The organism is Spirillospora sp. NPDC000708 (genome assembly GCF_040299565.1).
Taxonomy (GTDB): Bacteria; Actinomycetota; Actinomycetes; order Streptosporangiales; family Streptosporangiaceae; genus Spirillospora.
This window is the reverse complement of the sequence record NZ_JBEPCJ010000144.1, coordinates 1-18,419: the sequence shown is the minus strand read 5'-3', so window position 1 is coordinate 18,419 and position 18,419 is coordinate 1. Positions and strand designations below refer to the sequence as shown.

Below are 18,419 nucleotides of genomic sequence, written 5' to 3'. Positions count from 1 at the left end.
CCCCCCCCCGGGGGGGCCCCCCCCCGCCCCCCCAACACCGGCTTATGGGCCCGCACCCCCACCCCACGCGCCATGGGGCACACCTTGCCACCGCGGCGGCCCCCGCGCGGGGTAATCCGCGCGCCGGGGCCGGGACGCGATGGATCAGACGCGCGCGGGCTCCCGTCCGGGGACTTCGCTGCCGCCGCGCCGTGTCAGCCGTCCCCACAGGACGGCGTCAAGCGAGAAGCGCCCGCCGCCCGCGAGGGCGAACAGCAGCGCGGCGGCGCCGAGCATGAGGACGTACTCGTAGCCGCCCTTCTCCGCGAACAGGCCGTGGTCCATGTGCACGAACCAGAACGCGCCGGCCATGTCCACGGCGATCAGCACGCCGGCGACGGGGAGCAGCACGCCGAGGACCATCGCGACGCCCCCGGCCAGCTCGACCCAGGTGCCGTAGTAGGCCGACAGGCCGGGCATCGGGATGCCGAGCCCGTCGAACTCGGCGGCGACGGCGGCGTGGCCGGTGTCGTGCAGCTTCTGCCAGCCGTGCGCGATGAAGATCGCACCCAGGGCCAGCCGGCCGATCAGCAGTCCGGCGTCGGGCAGCAGGGGATGGCGTCGGGCGGGGAGCATGCCGGTCCTCCGATGTCTCTCGGCGGGTGATTCAAAGTTGAACTACCGTGACCGTAGCAGAGGTCGTTCAAATTCAGACCATCTAGAAACTTCAATCCGAATACAGGTCAACTAGAATCACGACATGACGGACGCGGGGGACGCTCTCGAACCGGCCGAGCTGCGCGCCTGGACGGCCTTCCTGGCCGCCGGCCACCTGCTCGACCACGAGGTCGAACGCCAGCTCAAGCGGGACGGCGGGCTGTCGCACGCCGAGTTCGAGGTGCTGGTGCGGCTGCGCGCGGCGGACGGCGGCCGGCTGCGCATGTCCGACCTCGCGCGCGAGGTGATGATCTCCAAGAGCCGGCTCACCTACCAGATCGGCCGCCTCGAGGAGGCGGGCCTGGTGAAACGCACCGGCTGCGAGTCCGACCGGCGCTCGGTGTGGGCGGAGCTCACCGCGGACGGCGCCGCGGCCCTCGACCGCGTCCGCCCCGGCCACCGCAGGGTGGTCCGGGAGGCCCTCATCGACGTCCTCACCGCCGAGGAGATCGAACTGCTCGGGGACGCCCTCACCCGCGTCGGCGACCGCCTCCGCGCCCGCTGAGCGGCCGGGGGTTCCCAGGCCGGGGCCGTGCTGGGACGCTCGGTCCCATGCGGGACTTCGGCGGGATCGTGGAGCGGGCGCCGGCCCGCGTGGTGCGGCCGGCCGGCGCGGACGAGGTCGTCGAGGCGCTGCGCGAGGCGCGGGCGCGGCGGCTGGAGGCGGTCCCCCGCGGGTGCGGGCACTCGACGTTCGGCCAGTCGCTGACCGGCGGCCTCTGCCTCGACATGCGCGGCCTCGCCGGCGTCGGGGACGTCGCCGCCGGGCGCGCGGTCGCCGGCGCCGGGACGACGTGGCGCGAGGTGCTGGCGGCGACGCTGCCGCACGGGCTCGCGCCGCCCGTCCTGACCGACTTCCTCGACGTGACCGTCGGCGGGACGCTCTCGGCGGGCGGCGTCGGCGGCGCCTCGCACCGGTACGGGACGCAGGCCGACCACGTCCTCGGCCTCGACGTCGTGACCGGCGGCGGGGGCACCGTCCCGTGCTCACCGGTCGCGTGCTCACCGCGCGTCCGTCCGGACCTGTTCGACCGGGTCCGTGGCGGGCTCGGCCGGCACGGCGTGATCACGAGCGCGGCGCTGCGCCTCGTCCCGGCACCGGAACGGGTGCTGACCTGCACGATCCCCTGCCGGGACGCGGCCGGGCTGCTGCGCGTCCAGGGCGAGGTCGCGGCCGACGACATCGCGGGGCAGGCCAAACCGTCTCCGGACGGGTGGCGGTACGAGGTCAAGGCCACCCTCTACGGGGACGGGCCGGTCCCGCCGGGGACGACCGAGACCGAGGAGCTGCCCTTCCTCGCGTTCGCGGACCGCATGCGCCCCGACGTCGAGGAGCTGGTCGCGCTCGGCGAGTGGGCGCGGCCGCACCCGTGGGTCATGGTGTTCCTGCCCCGGGACCGCGCCGCCGACGTCATCGAGGCCACGCTCAAGGAGATGGCGCCGCACGATCTCGGGCTCAGCGGCGTCGTCCTGATCAAGGCGCTGCGCGTCGGGCACGTGCCGATGCTCGCCGCGCCGCCGGAGCCGGTGCTGTTCAGCGTCCTGAAGACCGCCTCCCCCGGCTGCGCGCCCGTCCCGGAGATGCTCGCCGCCAACCGGGCGCTGCTCGACCGGGCCCGCGCGGCCGGCGGCACCGGCTACCGGATCGGCGCCGTTCCGGATCGATTCCGGCCCGGGCGATGAGTTCCGGGCGGACGCCAGGTCCACCCCCGATGTCGGTCGACACGACGCGGCGCGGCGGGCCGCGGGGGCCCCGCCGCACAGCCGCGCCCGAAATTCAGGCGACGACCGGATAGGCCGCCTGGAAGGCCAGGCGGCCGTCCGCGCCCGCGGCGAGCCGGTCGCAGACGTCGTCGAGCCCCATGAAGACCTCCCACCTCTCGGCGCCGGACGCGGCGGCCAGCACGTCCACGACGCGTTCCTCCAGGCCGGGAACCCGTTTGGCCTTCCAGACCTTGTCGGCGAGGCTGACGAGCAGGTCGTCGGCGCCGATGCCGGGGGCGTCCCAGGACGCGTGGGTCCGGGCGAAGCGCGCCAGCCGCTCCTCGACACCGCGTTCGCGGAGCAGCGCGTGCCCCGCCTCCTCATGCCGCGACCCGGGCCCCGACAGCTCCTCCGGATGCAGGGCCTTGCCGATGTCGTGGGTCGCGGCGCCGAACAGGACGGCCTCCGCGTCCACGGCGAGCGCCGGATACCGGCCGGCCGTCCAGGCGAGGAGCTCGGCGGCGACGTCGTGGACGGCGCGCAGATGCGCCGCCAGGCGGGGCGGCGCGTCCAGGTCCTCCAGCAGCCGCGCGGCCTCGGCGGGCAGGGGGCGCGGGCCGGGGTCGGTGAGGGCGCGCCGCAGGGCGTCGGACGGCACGGCTACTGGGCGAGGGCGATGACCTCGGCGCCGGGCAGCCCGGCGAGGGCCTTGCCGGGCAGCAGGATCTTGGACTTGCGGAGCCCGCTGCCGATGACGACCCGGGGCGCGGCGGCGACCGCCTCGTCCACCAGGACCGGCCAGCCCGCGGGCAGGCCGACCGGCGTGATGCCGCCGTACTCCATGCCCGTGAGCGAGGTGGCCTGGTCCATCGGCGCGAACGAGACCTTGCGGGCGCCGAGGTGCTTGCGGACGACGCCGTTCACGTCGGCGCGGTCGGTGGCGAGCACCATGCACGCCGCGTACGTCACCTCGCCGCCGCGCTTGGCCGCGACCACGACGCAGTTGGCGCTGGCCTCCAAGGGCACGTCGTAGCGCTCGCAGAACGCCGCCGTGTCCGCCAGCTCCGGATCGATCGCGGCGGCCTCGGCGTCCGGGACGCCGCCGATCGCGGCCGCCACCGGGTCCGCCAGCAGGTCCGTCCGCCCCGCGGCCGGTTCCCAGTCGAGCGTGCCGACCATGGTCGTCTCCTCCCGTGTCACCGGCTCTCAGGAGCCGAGGTAGCGCAGTACCGCCAACACGCGGCGGCTGTAGCCGGCGGCGTGCGACAGGTCCAGCTTGTCGAAGATCGCGTTGACGTGCTTCTCCACCGCGCTCTGCGAGACGTGCAGGTGCGCGGCGATCGAGGCGTTCGTGTGGCCCTGGGCCATGTGGTCGAGGACGTCGCGCTCGCGCGGGGTCAGCCGCGACAGCGGGTCGGCGTGCGTGCTGTGCGCCAGCAGCCGCCGCACCACCTCCGGATCGAACGCGGCCCCGCCGGCGCCGACGCGGTCCAGCGCGTCGAGGAACTCCTCCACCTGCGCCACCCGGTCCTTCAGCAGGTACCCGACGCCGGTGGTGTCCGCGGTGATCAGCTCGGTGGCGTAGCGCTTCTCGACGTACTGCGACAGGTCGAGCACGCCGACGGCGGGCCAGCGGCGGCGGATCTCCAGCGCGGCCCGCAGGCCCTCGTCGGTGTGCGTCGGCGGCATCCGGACGTCCACGACGACCACGTCCGGCGGGCTGCCGGCGACCGCCGCGATCAGCGCGTCGCCGTCGCCGACGGCCGCCGCGACCTCGTGGCCCTCCTCGGCGAGCAGCCGCACCAGGCCCTCGCGCAGCAGCGTGGAGTCCTCGGCCAGCATCACCCGCACGGCAGCTCCGCGGTGATCACGGTGGGGCCGCCGGGCGGGCTGTGCACGGCGAACGTCCCGTCCAGCGCGGCGACCCGGCGGGCCAGCCCGGCGAGCCCGCCGCCGGACGGGTCCGCCCCGCCGGTCCCGTCGTCCTCGATGCGCACGCCGATCATTGTCCCGGATCCCGCGACCTCCACGCGTACCCGTCCGGCGCCCGAGTGCTTGGCGGCGTTCGTGACGGCCTCGCAGACCACGAAGTACGCGGCGGTCTCGACCGCGTGCGGCGGGCGGCCCGGCACGTCGTAGCCGATCGTCACCGGGACTGCGGACCGCTCGGCGACCGATTCCAGCGCGGCCCGCAGCCCCTCGCCGTCGAGCGCCGCCGGGTAGACCCGCCAGGTGACCTCGCGGAGGTCCTCCAGCGCCCGCTGCGACTCCTCGTGCGCCTGTTTCAGCAGCTCGGCCGCCCGCTCGTGGGCGCCGGCGCGGCGGGCGCGGCCGATCAGCATGCCGAGCGCGACGAGCCGCTGCTGGACGCCGTCGTGCAGGTCGCGCTCGATGCGCCGGCGCTCGTCGTCCACGGCGTCGACGACCTCCGCGCGGGTGACGGAGAGCTGCGCGATCCGGCGCTCGTACTCGGCGAGGGGGCTCGGGCCGAGGCAGCGGCGCGCGACCGCCCGCTCCAGCGCCGCGACCCCGACCAGCCCCTGGACGGCCAGGAACAGCAGGACCAGCCCGACGGCGCCGGTGTACAGGACGATCCACCAGGACGGCGGGATGCCGTCGAGGTAGTCCCCGGTGATCCACCAGCTCGCCGCCAGTTCGGCGCCCAGGGCGGCGCCGTAGCCGATCAGGACGAGGATGGCCCCGCCGAGCAGCCCGACCGGCACCCGCAGGACGAGGTAGGCGAGGGCGCGCAGCGGCCCGTACTCGGCGGCGCCGGTCTCGCCGAGGAGCGCCAGCCGGCGGCGCTCCAGCTCGGTGAGGCGGCGCGCGCCGTCCGCGACGACGCCCGGCACGGCCCGCTGCCCGCGCGAGAACGCCAGCGCGTACGCCATGAGCAGCGCCGCGGCCGCGAGCAGGACCGTCTCCACGGCGGCGGTGGCCGCGCCGAGCAGCAGGCCGGCCCCGGCCCGCGCCGCCGCGCCGGCCATCGCGCGCGGGCCGGGGCGGCGTGCGGGCGGCGGGTCAGAGGCTGCGGTCACGTTCGAGTTCTCGCTGGTGGTGCATTCGGGCGGGCGTGGCCTCGCGGGCGGGCGCGCCGCGGTGCCGTCCACCGCGGGCCTTCACGATACGCACCGCCAGGAAGGCCGCGACCGCGACGGCCACCACCGCGACCACCCCCTTGGAGTACACGCCGACGAGGTCCTGGACGGCCGTCCAGTTGTCGCCGAGCCAGTACCCGGCCAGCACGAACACCGTGTTCCACAGCAGGCTGCCGAGCGTCGTGCAGACCAGGAAGGCCGCCATCCGCATCCGCTCCAGCCCGGCCGGGACGGAGATCAGGCTGCGGAAGATCGGGATCATCCGGCCGAAGAACACCGCCTTGCCGCCGTGCCGGGCGAACCACGCCTCGGTGCGGTCCAGGTCGGCGAGCTTCACCAGCGGGAGCCGCGCGACCAGCGCGCGGATCCGGTCGCGGCCGATCAGCGCGCCGACGCCGTAGAGGGCCAGCGCGCCGGCCACCGAGCCCAGCGTCGTCCAGACCAGCGCCGCGACCAGGCTCATCCGGCCCTGCGCCGCGGTGAAGCCGGCGAGCGGCAGGATCACCTCGCTCGGCAGCGGCGGGAAGAGGTTCTCCAGCGCGATCGCCACCCCGGCACCTGGCGCGCCGAGCCGTTCCATCAGGTGCGTCGCCCAGCCGGTGATCCCGCCGGACGGCTCGCCGCCGGCCACCGCGGACGCCAGCGCGTACGTCGTCTCGATCATGTCCTCGACGCTAGGAACCGGGCGTTCCCGCCGCCATGGAGCGCACCGCCGACCCGTCCGGGCGCGCACCGCAGCCGCGCCCTGCGGAAAACCGCACCCGGTGCCGGAACTTGCCCGGCAAAGCCGCGAAAACCCGTCCGGAGACGGCGGATCGGCCTACCCTTGGGCCATCTCGTTACGCCCCGCACGCGTCCGCTCCGGGGTCCGACAGAAGGAGCCGCACGCGTGGCCGACGAACTCCCGGAGAGCGCGCCTCCCGGCATCGACACCTCCACGCCGACGTTCGCACGGGTGTACGACTACTTCCTCGGCGGCAAGGACAACTTCGCCGCCGACCGCGAGGTGGCCGACATGGTGATGCAGCTCGTGCCGGAGGCGCCGGTCGTCGCGCAGGGGAACCGGGTCGCGATCGGGCGGGCGGTGGAGTACCTGGCGGGCGAGGCCGGGATCGACCAGTTCGTGGACATCGGGTCGGGGCTCCCGACCTCGTCCAACGTGCACCAGTTCGCCCGGTCGGCGAACCCGGACGCGCGCGTGGTGTACGTGGACAACGACCCGATCGTGCTGGCGCACGGCCGGGCGCTGCTGAGCGAGCGGGGCGTCGCCACGTTCATCCAGGGCGACCTGTACGAGCCGGAGAAGATCTTCGGCGACCCGGCACTGACCGGGCTGATCGACCTCGACCGGCCGGTGGCGCTGATCCTCGCCGCGATCATCCACCACGTGCCGGACGAGCGGGACCCGGCCGCCGTCGTCGGGGCGCTGCACCCGTTCCTGCCGAAGGGCAGCCACGTCGTGCTGACGCACCTGCACGACGCCGGGGACGACCCGCGCGTCGAGGAGGCCAAGCGGATCCTGCAGTCGGGCCTCGGCGGGTCGTACTTCCGGCCCGCGGCCCAGATCGAGGGGTTCATGGACGGGCTGACGATCCTGGAGCCGGGCGTCGCGAACGTGACGGAGTGGCGCCCGAACGGGCCGAAGGGCCCACTGGAGCACCCGCTGCACAGCCAGATGGTGGCGGTGATGGGACGCAAGGACTGATCATCCGCCGGGCCCGGTGATCGGCGGCGAAGGGAGGCCGGATTCAGCGGAGAGTGAAACCGGCGGCGCCGTCGCCGCGGGCTCCGCGACGCTCGGATGCCCCGATTCCCCAGGCCGCACGGGTTCCGGACGGTGCCCGGCCGGGGTTTCGGCCCCCCACCCGATCATGATCCAGGCGAAGATTCTTTTCTGATCGACTTTTCCGTTAAGAGCCTTTCTTGTACCGTTCGCAGGGTTTTGTGAAGTGAATTCATGATCGGACTTTCCCGCCACAAGATCATGTAAGGACGCCGCGATGCCCCTGGCGACTGGCCTGGCAGCGGCCGCGCTCCTCGGCCTGCTGACCCTGCTGGCCACCGCGCGGCGCGCCGGGCGCCGAGACCGCCCGCGCGACGAGCACCCCGAGTCGCTGACGGCCGTGCTCGCACCCGGAGAGGAGGAGTACCTGGCCTGGCTGGCCGACCACCACTGGCCCGGCGACGAGTACCTCGACCTCGAACACGAGTGGCGGGACGAGCTGGGCCTCCCCGACCCGGCCGAGCACTACGAGTCGCCGCTGTGCCCGCAGTGCGACCAGCGCTGCGAGGACGTCTGGCCGTGCCCGACCTGCGGGCGCCTGCTGCACTCCTCGTGCGGGCTCGGGATGCGGCGCCGCTGGGTCGACCGCCCGTACCGCGCGCACGGCCTGAACTCCGAGGCCGTCATCGCCGAGTGGATCTGCACCGGATGCCTGTCGGTCGTCGGGCTCGACGTCGACCACGGCGGCGAACCGGACGAGGGGCTTCTGCGCTGAACGCCCCGATGTGCCCCACCTTGTCCGGCGGCACACGCGACGAACAGTAAAGAATCCCCCATTGACTTGCATATTTCGGACGAACGGCGGCAGGCTTCCACTATGTCCTTAATCACAGGGACGCCCGTGGAGGAACCCGTGACCGATCAACGCGCACCGTCCTGCCCGCACCAGCCGCCGTGCCCGAGGCCCGACGCGCTGGACCGCGAGGCCGCGAGAACCGTCGCCGCCCACCCGGAGCAGGGCTGGAGCCTGCTCTGCAACGGCATCGTCGTCTTCGAGGACACCGGCGAACTGCTGCCCGACGGCCGTGTGATCGCCCCGCACCGTCCCACAACCGCCGCCTAGCGGCGCCGCGCGGCCCGCGGGGTCCCCGCGCCTCCTCCCCGCACCCCCCGCGAGGCCGCCGCCGCGCCGCTCGGCGCCCGGCTCCGGCGCGCGACCGCGCCGGCCGGCCGGTCGTCCCCGCCGCCGCGCCGGTCAGGCCGGCCCGATCGTGATCGGGACGGCGTTGAGCCACGCCATCCCGGCCAGCGGCTCCAGGTCCGCCGGATCCGGCGACGCGAGCGCGTTGACGTTCGCGCCGCCCGCCGCGTTCGCCGTCCGCCAGCCGCCCCGGTGCCCCCACCCGTGCGGGACCGCGACGGTGCCCTCGGTCATCTCGTCGGTGACCATCGCGGTCAGCTCGATCGCCCCGTGCGGTGACGCGATCCGGCACGGCGCGCCGTCCTCGATCCCGTGCGCGGCCGCGTCCTTCGGGTTGATCCGCGCCGCCTGGACGCGCCCGCCGCGCATCAGCGCGGGCGCGTTGTGCATCCAGGAGTTGTGCGAGCGCATCTCGCGCAGGCCGATCAGCCGCAGCGGGAAGCCATCCGGCGGCTCCGGCGCCCCGGCCAGCCGCCGCACCTCGGCGGCGATCTCCGGCGGGGCGAGGTGCACCCGCTTGTCCTTGTGCAGGATGCGGCGGCGCAGCGTCCCCGTCCGCTGGTGCTCGGCGAGCACGACGCCGTGCGGCGACCTCCGCAGCCGGCGCAGGCTGAGCCCGTCGCGCCTGCCGAGGACCCGTCGCAGGCCGTACCAGTCCCCCGCCGGGCCCGTGCGCAGCAGCGCGTCCGCCAGGAACCGCGGCGACGGCCGGACGCCCAGCCGGTGCGCGAGCCGCTGCAGCGGGAAGGCGCCGACGCCGATCCCCATCCGGCGGGCCAGCGCGTCGATGATCTCCCACTCCTGGCGGGCCTCCCCGCGCGGCGCGACGACCGGCTCCGTCCACGTCACGTACGGGGTGAGGTGGTTCTGCAGGAACGGCAGCGGCAGGTCCTCGCGCTCCAGGAACGTGGTCGCCGGCAGCACGTAGTCGGCCTTGCGGCCGGTGTCGGTGACGTAGAGGTCGATGGTGACCAGCAGGTCGAGCTCGTCGAGCGCCGCGCCGAGCGCCTCGCCGCCCGGGACGCTCAGCGCCGGGTTGCCGCCGGAGACGATCAGCGCGCGGAGCCGTCCCGGACCGGGCGTGGTGATCTCCTCGGCCATCACCCCGGCCGGGAAGGTGCCGAGGATGTCCGGGTATCCGCCGACACGCGAGCGCGTCCGGCCGTAGCTCGCGAGGCCGGACAGCCGCAGGATCTCGTCCAGCCAGAGCGGCGCGGCGCCGAAGACGGCGCCTCCCGGACGGTCCAGGTTGCCGGTCACCAGCGTCACGGCGTCGATGAGGAACGCCGTCAGCGTCCCGTGCCGGCCGAGGCAGGTGCCCGTCCGGCCGTACACGACGGCCCGCTCGGCCCGCGCCAGATCGCGCGCCAGCTCCCGGACGGTCGCCGCCGGGACGCCGCTGCGGTCCTCCGTCTCCTCGGGCGCGAAGCCGGCCGCGAGCGCCCGCAGCTCCTCGGCGCCGGACGCCTGGCCCGCGCAGGCGGCGCGGTCCTGGAGCCCCTCCTCGAAGATCACGTGGAGCATCGACAGCAGCAGCCAGGCGTCCCCGTCGGGGCGGACGGGCAGGTGCTCGTAGGCGCGGGCCGTCTCGGTCCGGCGCGGGTCGGCGACCACGACCCGCCCGCCGCGCGCCACGATCGCCGACAGGTCCTCGCGGATGCGCGGCGCGGTGATCAGGCTGCCGTGCGACACCAGCGGGTTCGCGCCGAGCATCAGCAGCAGGCCGGTGCGCTTGAGGTCGGGGATCGGGACCAGCACGGGCGCCCCGTACAGCAGCGCGCTCGCCGCGAACCGGTTGTTCACGTCCTGCGATCCCGCCGAGTACAGGTGCGGCGACTTCAGCGCCGCCATGAACCCGTTCAGCCACAGCGGATGGCTGTAGGAGAACGTCGCCGGGTTGCCGAAGTACCAGCCGATCGACGACCCGCCGTGCTCGCGGCGCAGGGCGTTCAGCCGCTCGGCGATGCCGCCGAGCGCCTCGTCCCAGCTCACCCGCTCGAACTCGCCGTCCGGGCGGCGCCGCAGCGGATGCACGACCCGGTCCGGGTCGTTCTGGACCTCGGTCATCGCGATGCCCTTGGGGCAGGCGAAGCCCTTCGACAGCGGGTGCTCCTTGTCGGGGCGGATCCGGACGACCTTCCCGTCCTCGACGGTGGCCTCCAGCCCGCACAGCGGCTCGCAGATCCGGCAGTAAGTGGTCACTGACGCCATGCGTCCGATTGTGCCACCGTCACCTGATCACGTGCCGGTCGAATCCGAGCGCCACGAGTTCCTCGTACGCCGCCCACACCGCCGCCGGAACCGGCATCGGCACCTGGAACCCCCGCTCGGCGTACACCTCCATGCGCTGCAGGTCGCCGACCATCAGTTCAACGAACCGCCGCTCGTCGTCCCCGGTCCCGTACGCGTCGTACCCGAGGTCCGGGCAGGCCGCGATCCAGTCCGCTTCGGGCCACTGTTTGCGCGCCGTGGCCAGTGCCCGCCGGGTCATGTACGGCTTGGCGACCAAAATCCCGCTCCGCAGATCGAGGCGTCCGTCAAGCAACCGTCTGGTCGCGGTGATGTTCTCCCCCGTGTTGGTGGCGGTCTCCTCCAGCAGCAGAGCGCCGTCCGGAACCCCCTGCTCGCGCGCCACACGCGCGAAAACCTGGGCTTCCGTCTCCGCCCACGCCGAAGTGATCTTGCCCCGGCCGCCGGTGACGACCACCACCGGAGCCCATCCCGCATGCCAAAGCCTCGCCGCGTGCGCCGCCACCCGCGTGTCGTGGCACCCCAGCGCGAGGATCGCGTCAGCCTTGGAGAGGGGGCCGGTGAGCACCAGGTGATCCCAGACGACGCGGGCCAGTTCGCGGGCCCGCTCGTCGACCGCCGCATGAGACTCCACAGCGCCATTGTCTCCGGCGGCCCGCATGTCGGCTCCCATCCGATAGGTCGTCCAGGTAGCGTTCAACTGTTTTGCTACTTACGCAAGAATCATGTGGAACTCGACCGCGAAAGGACGGGGTGGTGTCGTGATCACAGTCCTGGTCCTGGTGTCAGTGGCCGCCCTGTTCGGCCTATGCCTGCTCCGTCCCGCGGCGCCCCCCGCCCAGGACGGGCCGCCCGCCGTCGAGTCCGCGCCCGCCGCCGACCCCGCTCCCGACCCCGCCGCTGCCCCCTCCCCCGACCCTGGCGGCGTCCACCCCGAGTCCATGACCGCCGAGCTCGACCCGGACGACGAGGAGTACCTCGCCTTCCTCGCCAACGAGCTCTGGCCCGAGGACGAGTACCTCGAACCCGAGCACACGACCGACGGCGAAGAGGAGTCCGGCGGCAGCGACATGCTCCTCTGACCCCGCCCCGGCTCCCTCGCACCGCCCTGACGCGACACTGCGAGGAAGCGATGACGGTGCAGGACATGCCGCGCCCCGACTACATCGGTATCGAGGTGGACCCCGGCGAGGCCGAGCGTGCCCTCCGCGTGCTGCGGTTGTTCCTGCGGGACGGTGAGACGCTCCTGGCGCTCGCGACCACCGTCAAGGCCCTCCCGACGCTGACGCACATCGCCGTCACCGACCGGCGGATCCTCGGGTTCCGCGCCGCCGAACTCGCCAAGGAGGGCCCGCGCCAGGAGATCTCCCTCGCGACGGTCGGCACCGTCGAGACGCGGAAGTCCTACCAGCGGCGATGGTTCTTCGTCGTCACCGACAAGGCGGGCGCCGAGACGGACTTCGGCGACGTGCACGACCAGGACGCGCCACGGCTCGTACGGATCGTCCAGAACCTCGTCACACCGCCCGCCCCGCCGCGCCCGGCGGCCGCGCCGCCTGCGGCCGGACCGCAGTGGCCCGGCGGTCCCGTGGTGCCCGCGCAGCCGACGGGGTGGCTGTACAACCCGCCGCCGACCTGGCCCGCGCCGCCTCCAGGCTGGACGCCGCCACTCGGATGGATGCCGGACGCGAGCTGGCCGCCCGCGCCGCCCGGCTGGCAGTTCTGGACGCCCGCCGCACCGCCGCCGCCCGTCCAGCCCCCGCCGATCCCGCCCGCACCCGCGCCGATCCCGCCCGCGCCAGCACCGCGCGTGCCGCCCGCCGGGGGCCGGAGCATCCCGGCGTTCGGCGCCCGCAAGCAGCGGATCGAGGAACTGGAAGCCGAGAACGCCGACCTACGCGCATGGCTGGAGCGGCTCGGCGGCCTGGACGCGCCTCAGGTGGCGGCGGAGATCGAGCGGCTGCGCGGTGAGGCCGCCGAGGAGAAGCGCAAGCGCGACGGGCTCCGCGCCGACCTGCGGCGGCTCCGCGGCACGATCGTGGAGACCGAGGACCTGGCGCTGCTCCAGGAGGCGGGCGTCTACGAGTACCAGCATCCGCTCGCGGACGTCGTCGCCTACAAGGCGGAGCTGGCCAAGGTGAAGGACCGCATCAAGGCGATGGCCAGGGCGGGGAAGGCGGTCGTCGGCGCGACGAACTGGACGGTGAACGGGTCGGCCGCGCAGGGCGGCAAGATGGTGCGCGACTTCTCCAAGCTCATGCTGCGCGCCTACAACGCCGAGGCCGACAACCTCGTCCGGACGATGCGCCCCTACAAGCTGCAGTCGGCGACCGAGCGGCTGGACAAGAGCGCGCAGACGATCGAGCGGCTCGGCAAGACCATGGACATCCGCGTCAGCCGGGAGTACCGGGCGATCCGCGTCAAGGAACTGGAGCTGACCGCGGACCATCTGGCCAAGGCGGAGGAGGAGAAGGAGCGGGTCCGGGCCGAGCGCGAGCGCCAGCGTGAGGAGGACAAGGCCCGCAAGGAGTTCGAGCGGGAGAAGGCGCGACTGCTCAAGGAGCGTTCGCACGTGGAGTCGGCGCTCGCCCGCCTGGAGGCGAACGGCGACGCGGGCGGCGCCGCCGAGCTGCGGGCCAAGCTCACCGACGTGGAGTCGGCGATCTCGGACGTGGAGGGCCGCGCCGCCAACGTCCGCGCCGGCTACGTGTACGTGATCTCCAACATCGGCGCGTTCGGCGAGCGGATGGTGAAGATCGGGATGACGCGGCGGCTGGAGCCGATGGACCGGGTGCGCGAGCTGGGCGACGCGTCGGTGCCGTTCCGGTTCGACGTGCACGCGCTCATTTTCAGTGCCGATGCCGTCGGGTTGGAGGGCAGGCTGCATCAGGAGTTCGCCGAGCGCCGCGTCAACCAGGTCAACCTTCGCCGGGAGTTCTTCTACGCGACGCCCGCCGAGGTCCGCGAGGTGCTCGAACGCATCGCGGGCAACCACCTGCTCGAGTACAACGAGGTCCCCGAGGCGCTCGAGTACCGCGCCGGGCGGAAGGGGTGAGCGGCGGGGCCGGTCAGGGGTGGGGGTTCTCGAAGAGGGCGCTGACCGACTCGCCGTTGTGGATGCGGCGGACCGCCTCGGCCAGGGCCGGGGCGATGGACAGGACCCGCAGCTTGTCGCCGCGCTCGCCCTCCGGGACGGGCACGGTGTTGGTGCAGACGATCTCCAGCACGTCCGGCTCGGCGGACAGCCGCTTCAGCGCACCCGCCGAGAACAGGCCGTGGGTGCAGGCGATGCGGATGGTGCGGGGGCCGAGCTCGCGGAGCCGGTCCAGCAGTTCCAGCACGGTGCTGCCCTTGGCGATCTCGTCGTCCAGCACGATCACGTCCCGGCCCGCGATCTCGCCGATGACCGAGCTGATCTGCACCCGGTCGTCGGAGAAGCGCTGCTTGGCGCCGGCCGCCACCTGCACGCCGAGCAGGCGGGCGAAGGCGGCGGCCTCCTTGGCGTTGCCGAGGTCGGGCGAGACGACGGTGGTGCGCGACAGGTCGTAGCGCCGGAAGTGCTCGGCGAGCTCGCGGAGCGCGTGCAGGTGGTCCACCGGGACGGAGAAGAAGCCGTGCACCTGCGGCGAGTGCAGCGTCATGGCCAGCACGCGGCTCGCGCCGGACGCGACGAGCAGGTCGGCGACGAGCCGGCCGCCGATCGAGATGCGCGGCGCGTCCTTCTTGTCGGACCGGGCGTAGGAGTAGTGCGGCATCACGACGGTGATGCGGCTCGCGGACGCGCCGCGCGCCGCGTCGCACATGAGGAGCAGCTCGACGAGGTGCTCCTGGACGGGAGCGACGAGCGGCTGGATGAGGAAGACGTCCCGCTCGCGGCAGTTGGCCTGGAGCTGGACCTCGAGGCAGTCGTTGGCGAACCGGGACACCCGGGCCGGGCTCAGCGGGACGCCCAGATGGGCGCAGACCTCGGCGGCGAGCTCGGGGTGGGCGCTCCCGCTGAACACGGCGATGTCTCGCACGAACCGCTCCTCACGTGGTCGACTCCAGCGGCCTCGCACATGCTATTCGGCCCGGTCCGCCGGCCACGGGCGCCCCGCCCCCGCCGCGGCGGGCGCGGTCAGGGCGTCAGGGGCGTGCGGCGCGGGCGGACCGTGCGGTGGCAGATCAGCCACCCGTCGCCGTCGCGCACCAGCGTGTCGTCGTAGGTGGCGCTGACGCAGCCGCGCTCCGGCAGCACGGCGATGGCCTTCGAGACGGCGTGCGCGCGGTCCCCGTCCACGCCGGTCACGACGACGTTGGTGACGTGGTGGGCCAGCGGGTTGCGGTCGCCGAGGTCCAGCCCCGCCTGCTTCAGCGCGGCGCGGCCCTGGATCAGGCCGCCGCCGGCGGCGGTCACGTCGTAGACGACGTCCTCGGTGAACAGCTCCGTCATGCGGTCGAGCTCGCCGGCGTCGGCGTAGTGGCCGTGCAGCGAGATCACGTCGGTGATCGCCAGCCGGTCCTCGATGGTGAGGGGCATGGGGCATCCTTTCGGCACATAAACGGGGAACTCCCCGTTTATGTGCCAGCGTAGCGAGCGGGGTCCGGCGCGGCAACGCCAGGCCGAACCGCGGGACACGCCGTGCCGCGCTGGGTTAGCGTGCAGCGGGGAACGCCCCCGCGGCCGTCCGCGCAGAGGCAGGCATGGGCACAGTTGCGGCCGAACAGGCCGGGGACGGCTTCCACGAGGAGTGGGAGACCGGCCCCACGGTGGCGAGGATGGTCCTCGGCGCCCAGCTGCGGCGGCTGCGCGAGGCCGGCGGCCACAGCCTGGAGGACGCCGAGGCCGTGCTCCGCCGGTCGCGGGACTGGATCCGCCGGCTGGAGCTGGGCCGGGCGGAGCTGCGGCTGCGCGAGGTCGCCGACCTGTGCGCCGCGTACGGCGCCACCGACCGGGCCGTGCTCGCCACGCTGCTCGGCCTGGCGCGGCAGGCGAACGCGGCCCGCTGGTGGGACGCGTTCCGGGACGTGGTCCCGCGCTGGTACCAGCCGTACCTGGAGCTGGAGCAGTCGGCCGGCCTCATCCGCGCGTACGAGGCGCAGGTCGTCCCGGACCTGCTGCAGACGGAGGCGTACACGCGCGCGCTGTACGGTCAGCACCGCACCGCAGGGGAGGCGGAACGGCTCGCCGAGCTGCGGGCCGTCCGGCGCCGCATCCTGCACAGGCCGGCGCCCGTGCGGCTGTGGGCGGTGATCGAGGAGGCCGCGCTGCGGCGCGGGCCCGGCGGGCGGGCGGTCGCCTTCGCGCAGTTCGAGCACCTGCTGGACGTCTGCGACCTGCCCCACGTCACCGTCCAGGTGCTGCCGCTGGCGGCGGCCTCGGCGCCGCCCGTGGCCGGCGGCTCGTTCGCGCTGCTGCGGCCGCCGCAGCCCGAACTGCCCGACGTCGTGTACGTGGAACGATTGAACGGGGCGGTGTACCCGTCCGGGCCCGACGCGGTGCCCTACTGGCACACGATCAACCGGCTCGTGCTGGCCGCCGCGCCCGCCACCGCGACGCAGACGATCCTGTGGCGGATCCTGCGCGGACTGTGATGGCGAACCGGCCGCGTCCGGGCCGTCCGGCTGGCAGCATGAAGGCGGACAGGTCAGATCCCCGCCGGCAAGGGCGCCCAGACATGACCGACGACGCTTCCCGGCCCCCCGGGCCGGACGCCTTCATCCGCGCGCTCAACGCGCTCTACGACTCCTGCAACCGGCCGCCCTACCGCAAGCTCGCGGAGGTCTCCGAGCACCTCGGCGAGCTCTACGGCCGGCGGGACCTGCCGTCGCTGTCGACGACCGGGATCTTCGACGTGCTCGCCGGGCGGCGCAAGCGGCTCCCCACCGCCGCCTGGGTGGCGAGCTTCGTGCTCTGCTGCCAGCGCCGCGCCTGGGAGACCGGCGTGCACGACGGCGATCCGGGCACCGCGTCGCTGCCCGCGTGGCAGGCCCGCCTGCGCGCCGCCCGGTCCCCGGACCTGGACGTCCCGCCTCCTCGGCCGCCCGCGGAGCAGGAGGGCACGCGGGAGGGCACGGCGCCGGAGCGGGTGCTCGCGCCGCCGGAGAGCGAGCCGGTCCGGCCGGTGCGGCTGACGGAGTCGCAGCGCGCGACCGTCGCCGGGTACGGCCCGCGCGGCCGGGCGCTGCTCGACCGCGCGGCGGCCGGGGACGCCGACGCGCTCTACCGGGTCGCGGTGCTGCTCGGCACCGACCCGGCCCGCGGCGGGGAGACCGTCCCGCTGCTGATCGAGGCCGCGGCGGCCGGCCATCCCGGCGCGCTGGACCTGCTGGACGCCTCGCCCGACGGGCTGGACGCCGCGGAGGCGGCCCGCCGCGCCCACCTGCTCGGCGACCAGGCGGGCCGGAGCGGCGCGGCGGCGGACGGGGAGGCCGCGCTCGTCTACTACCAGGCCGCCGTGCAGGGCGGGCGGCTCGACGCGGCGTTCGCGATCACCGAGATCCTGCGGCACGCGGACGAGGCCCCCGGCGGCCGGGGCTAGGGCTTGCGGCCGACGCCGCCGTAGGCGTCGACGGGCTCCGGCTCGGTCCCGACGGTCACCTCGGGCCGCCACTCGTTCACCGGGACGACGCCGGGGTCCAGCAGTTCGAGGCCGTCGAAGAAGCGGCGGATGCCCTCGGGCGTGCGGAGCACCAGGCCGGCGTTGCCGGAGGCGTTCCACACGTCGACGATCCGGTCGGACGCCTCGCCGTGGACGACGTTCGTCCCGTCGTACATGGCGAGGTAGCTGCCGGACGGCACCGCGTCCAGCAGCCGCCGGACGACCGCGTACGCCTGCTCGTCGTCGGTGACGAACTCCAGGATCCCCATCAGCGTGAACGCGACCGGACGGTCGAGGTCGACGGTCTCGGCGGCCTTCGCGATGATGCGGTCCGGGTCGCGCAGGTCGGCGTCGATGTAGGCGGTCGCGCCCTCGGGGGTGCTGGTGAGGAGCGCCTGCGCGTGCGCGAGGACCAGCGGGTCGTTGTCCACGTAGACGATCTTCGCGTCGGGCGCGGCGCGCTGCGCGACCTCGTGGGTGTTGTCGACCGTGGGCAGGCCCGTGCCGATGTCGACGAACTGGCGGACGCCCGCCTCGGCGGCCAGGTGCCAGACCACCCGGTTGAGGAACAGCCGGGAGGCGCGGGCGAGGCGCGCCACGTCGGGGAGCATCCCGAGGATCCGGTCGCCGACCTCCCGGTCGACGGGGTAGTTGTCCTTGCCGCCCAGCCAGTAGTTCCAGATGCGCGCCACGTGCGAGACGCTCGTGTCGATCTCGGGTACGGGCCCGGTTCCGCTCATGCGCGCTCCCTCGTCCGGGGTGGACCGCCGGCACCACCATCCTGGCGGCACTCCCCCGGCGGCGACAGCCCTTTCGCCGTCATCCGCCGTCCCGGCGGTGGCCCCGGGAGAGGTCCCGTCAGTCGCGGCCCCGTCGCGGACGGGGGTCGCGGTTCACTTGAGGAGTTGGCGGGCGATGACCATGCGCTGGATCTGGTTGGTGCCCTCGTAGATCTGGGTGATCTTGGCGTCGCGCATCATCCGCTCCACCGGGAACTCCCGCGTGTACCCGTACCCGCCCAACAACTGCACCGCGTCGGTCGTGACGTCCATCGCCACATCCGAGGCCAGCGCCTTGCACGCCGAGGAGACGAACGTCAGGTCCGCGACCTTCTCACCGTGCATCGCCCGCTCGGACTTGATCGCCGCGTGGTAGGTCAGCTGCCG

Annotated in this window: 21 protein-coding genes; 9 read left to right on the top strand and 12 right to left on the bottom strand. The window is 74.1% G+C overall.

Annotation, left to right across the window (positions count from 1 at the left end):
• Nucleotides 1-144: 144 nt before the first annotated feature.
• Nucleotides 145-615 carry a DoxX family protein gene (locus ABT299_RS49540; RefSeq protein WP_387019527.1) on the bottom strand — a complete coding sequence of 157 codons (471 nt, stop codon included), beginning with the start codon at nucleotides 613-615 and terminating at the stop codon, nucleotides 145-147.
• Nucleotides 616-739: 124 nt separating this feature from the next.
• Here ABT299_RS49540 and ABT299_RS49535 point away from each other — a divergent pair, with 124 nt between their 5' ends.
• Entirely contained in the window at nucleotides 740-1,201 is a 462-nt protein-coding gene (locus tag ABT299_RS49535) for a MarR family winged helix-turn-helix transcriptional regulator (protein ID WP_190858686.1), read from the top strand.
• Between the two features lie 47 nt (nucleotides 1,202-1,248).
• Complete coding sequence (locus ABT299_RS49530) at nucleotides 1,249-2,379, top strand: FAD-binding protein (RefSeq protein ID WP_500255090.1); 1,131 nt, start codon at nucleotides 1,249-1,251, stop codon at nucleotides 2,377-2,379.
• A 94-nt stretch (nucleotides 2,380-2,473) separates the two neighbouring features.
• On the opposite strand, the gene ABT299_RS49525 is transcribed toward ABT299_RS49530, so the two are convergent.
• The 5 genes from ABT299_RS49525 to ABT299_RS49505 are packed head-to-tail and all read right to left on the bottom strand — an operon-like array spanning nucleotide 2,474 to nucleotide 6,162.
• The gene (locus ABT299_RS49525; protein WP_500255089.1) at nucleotides 2,474-3,058 is read right to left on the bottom strand and encodes an HDIG domain-containing metalloprotein; all 585 of its coding nucleotides are present in this window, start codon (nucleotides 3,056-3,058) and stop codon (nucleotides 2,474-2,476) included.
• A 2-nt stretch (nucleotides 3,059-3,060) separates the two neighbouring features.
• Complete coding sequence (locus ABT299_RS49520; RefSeq protein WP_387019516.1) at nucleotides 3,061-3,579, bottom strand: YbaK/EbsC family protein; 519 nt, start codon at nucleotides 3,577-3,579, stop codon at nucleotides 3,061-3,063.
• Nucleotides 3,580-3,606: 27 nt separating this feature from the next.
• On the bottom strand, nucleotides 3,607-4,251 hold the full coding sequence (locus ABT299_RS49515; protein WP_500255088.1) for a response regulator: 645 nt from the start codon (nucleotides 4,249-4,251) through the stop codon (nucleotides 3,607-3,609).
• On the bottom strand, nucleotides 4,242-5,438 hold the full coding sequence (locus ABT299_RS49510) for a sensor histidine kinase (RefSeq protein ID WP_500255087.1): 1,197 nt from the start codon (nucleotides 5,436-5,438) through the stop codon (nucleotides 4,242-4,244). The genes ABT299_RS49515 and ABT299_RS49510 overlap by 10 nt, the downstream gene beginning before the upstream one ends.
• Nucleotides 5,422-6,162 carry a DedA family protein gene (locus ABT299_RS49505; RefSeq protein WP_500255086.1) on the bottom strand — a complete coding sequence of 247 codons (741 nt, stop codon included), beginning with the start codon at nucleotides 6,160-6,162 and terminating at the stop codon, nucleotides 5,422-5,424. The genes ABT299_RS49510 and ABT299_RS49505 overlap by 17 nt, the downstream gene beginning before the upstream one ends.
• A 225-nt stretch (nucleotides 6,163-6,387) precedes the next feature.
• On the opposite strand from ABT299_RS49505, the gene ABT299_RS49500 reads away from it, so the two are divergent.
• The 3 genes from ABT299_RS49500 (at nucleotide 6,388) to ABT299_RS49490 (ending at nucleotide 8,344) form a co-directional block, all read left to right on the top strand.
• Nucleotides 6,388-7,203, top strand: coding sequence for an SAM-dependent methyltransferase (locus tag ABT299_RS49500; RefSeq protein ID WP_190858675.1), 816 nt, complete (start codon nucleotides 6,388-6,390; stop codon nucleotides 7,201-7,203).
• A 295-nt stretch (nucleotides 7,204-7,498) separates the two neighbouring features.
• Nucleotides 7,499-7,996, top strand: a complete 498-nt coding sequence (locus tag ABT299_RS49495; protein WP_190858673.1) for a hypothetical protein — start codon at nucleotides 7,499-7,501, stop codon at nucleotides 7,994-7,996.
• Between the two features lie 138 nt (nucleotides 7,997-8,134).
• The gene (locus ABT299_RS49490) at nucleotides 8,135-8,344 is read left to right on the top strand and encodes a DUF5999 family protein (protein WP_190858671.1); all 210 of its coding nucleotides are present in this window, start codon (nucleotides 8,135-8,137) and stop codon (nucleotides 8,342-8,344) included.
• A 132-nt stretch (nucleotides 8,345-8,476) separates the two neighbouring features.
• On the opposite strand, the gene ABT299_RS49485 is transcribed toward ABT299_RS49490, so the two are convergent.
• Together ABT299_RS49485 and ABT299_RS49480 are read right to left on the bottom strand one after the other, a co-directional pair.
• A complete protein-coding gene (locus ABT299_RS49485; RefSeq protein WP_500255085.1) occupies nucleotides 8,477-10,633 on the bottom strand; it encodes a molybdopterin-containing oxidoreductase family protein in 2,157 nt (718 codons plus the stop codon).
• Nucleotides 10,634-10,652: 19 nt separating this feature from the next.
• Complete coding sequence (locus ABT299_RS49480; protein ID WP_387019503.1) at nucleotides 10,653-11,333, bottom strand: YdcF family protein; 681 nt, start codon at nucleotides 11,331-11,333, stop codon at nucleotides 10,653-10,655.
• A gap of 100 nt (nucleotides 11,334-11,433) precedes the next feature.
• On the opposite strand from ABT299_RS49480, the gene ABT299_RS49475 reads away from it, so the two are divergent.
• Together ABT299_RS49475 and ABT299_RS49470 are read left to right on the top strand one after the other, a co-directional pair.
• Nucleotides 11,434-11,754, top strand: coding sequence for a hypothetical protein (locus tag ABT299_RS49475; protein ID WP_500255084.1), 321 nt, complete (start codon nucleotides 11,434-11,436; stop codon nucleotides 11,752-11,754).
• A gap of 50 nt (nucleotides 11,755-11,804) precedes the next feature.
• Nucleotides 11,805-13,727, top strand: coding sequence for an SNIPE associated domain-containing protein (locus tag ABT299_RS49470; protein WP_500255083.1), 1,923 nt, complete (start codon nucleotides 11,805-11,807; stop codon nucleotides 13,725-13,727).
• 13 nt (nucleotides 13,728-13,740) lie between these two features.
• On the opposite strand, the gene ABT299_RS49465 is transcribed toward ABT299_RS49470, so the two are convergent.
• Complete coding sequence (locus ABT299_RS49465) at nucleotides 13,741-14,691, bottom strand: ribose-phosphate diphosphokinase (protein WP_190867993.1); 951 nt, start codon at nucleotides 14,689-14,691, stop codon at nucleotides 13,741-13,743.
• 98 nt (nucleotides 14,692-14,789) lie between these two features.
• Nucleotides 14,790-15,191, bottom strand: coding sequence for a nuclear transport factor 2 family protein (locus tag ABT299_RS49460; RefSeq protein ID WP_190867995.1), 402 nt, complete (start codon nucleotides 15,189-15,191; stop codon nucleotides 14,790-14,792).
• Between the two features lie 164 nt (nucleotides 15,192-15,355).
• Here ABT299_RS49460 and ABT299_RS49455 point away from each other — a divergent pair, with 164 nt between their 5' ends.
• Both ABT299_RS49455 and ABT299_RS49450 read left to right on the top strand, forming a co-directional pair.
• Complete coding sequence (locus tag ABT299_RS49455) at nucleotides 15,356-16,246, top strand: helix-turn-helix domain-containing protein (RefSeq protein WP_190867997.1); 891 nt, start codon at nucleotides 15,356-15,358, stop codon at nucleotides 16,244-16,246.
• A gap of 83 nt (nucleotides 16,247-16,329) precedes the next feature.
• A complete protein-coding gene (locus tag ABT299_RS49450) occupies nucleotides 16,330-17,193 on the top strand; it encodes a hypothetical protein (RefSeq protein WP_500255082.1) in 864 nt (287 codons plus the stop codon).
• On the opposite strand, the gene ABT299_RS49445 is transcribed toward ABT299_RS49450, so the two are convergent.
• A complete protein-coding gene (locus ABT299_RS49445) occupies nucleotides 17,190-17,993 on the bottom strand; it encodes an SAM-dependent methyltransferase (protein WP_190868001.1) in 804 nt (267 codons plus the stop codon). The genes ABT299_RS49450 and ABT299_RS49445 overlap by 4 nt on opposite strands.
• A 153-nt stretch (nucleotides 17,994-18,146) precedes the next feature.
• On the bottom strand, nucleotides 18,147-18,419 hold a 273-nt coding region (locus tag ABT299_RS49440; RefSeq protein ID WP_500255081.1), incomplete at its 5' end, for an acyl-CoA dehydrogenase family protein.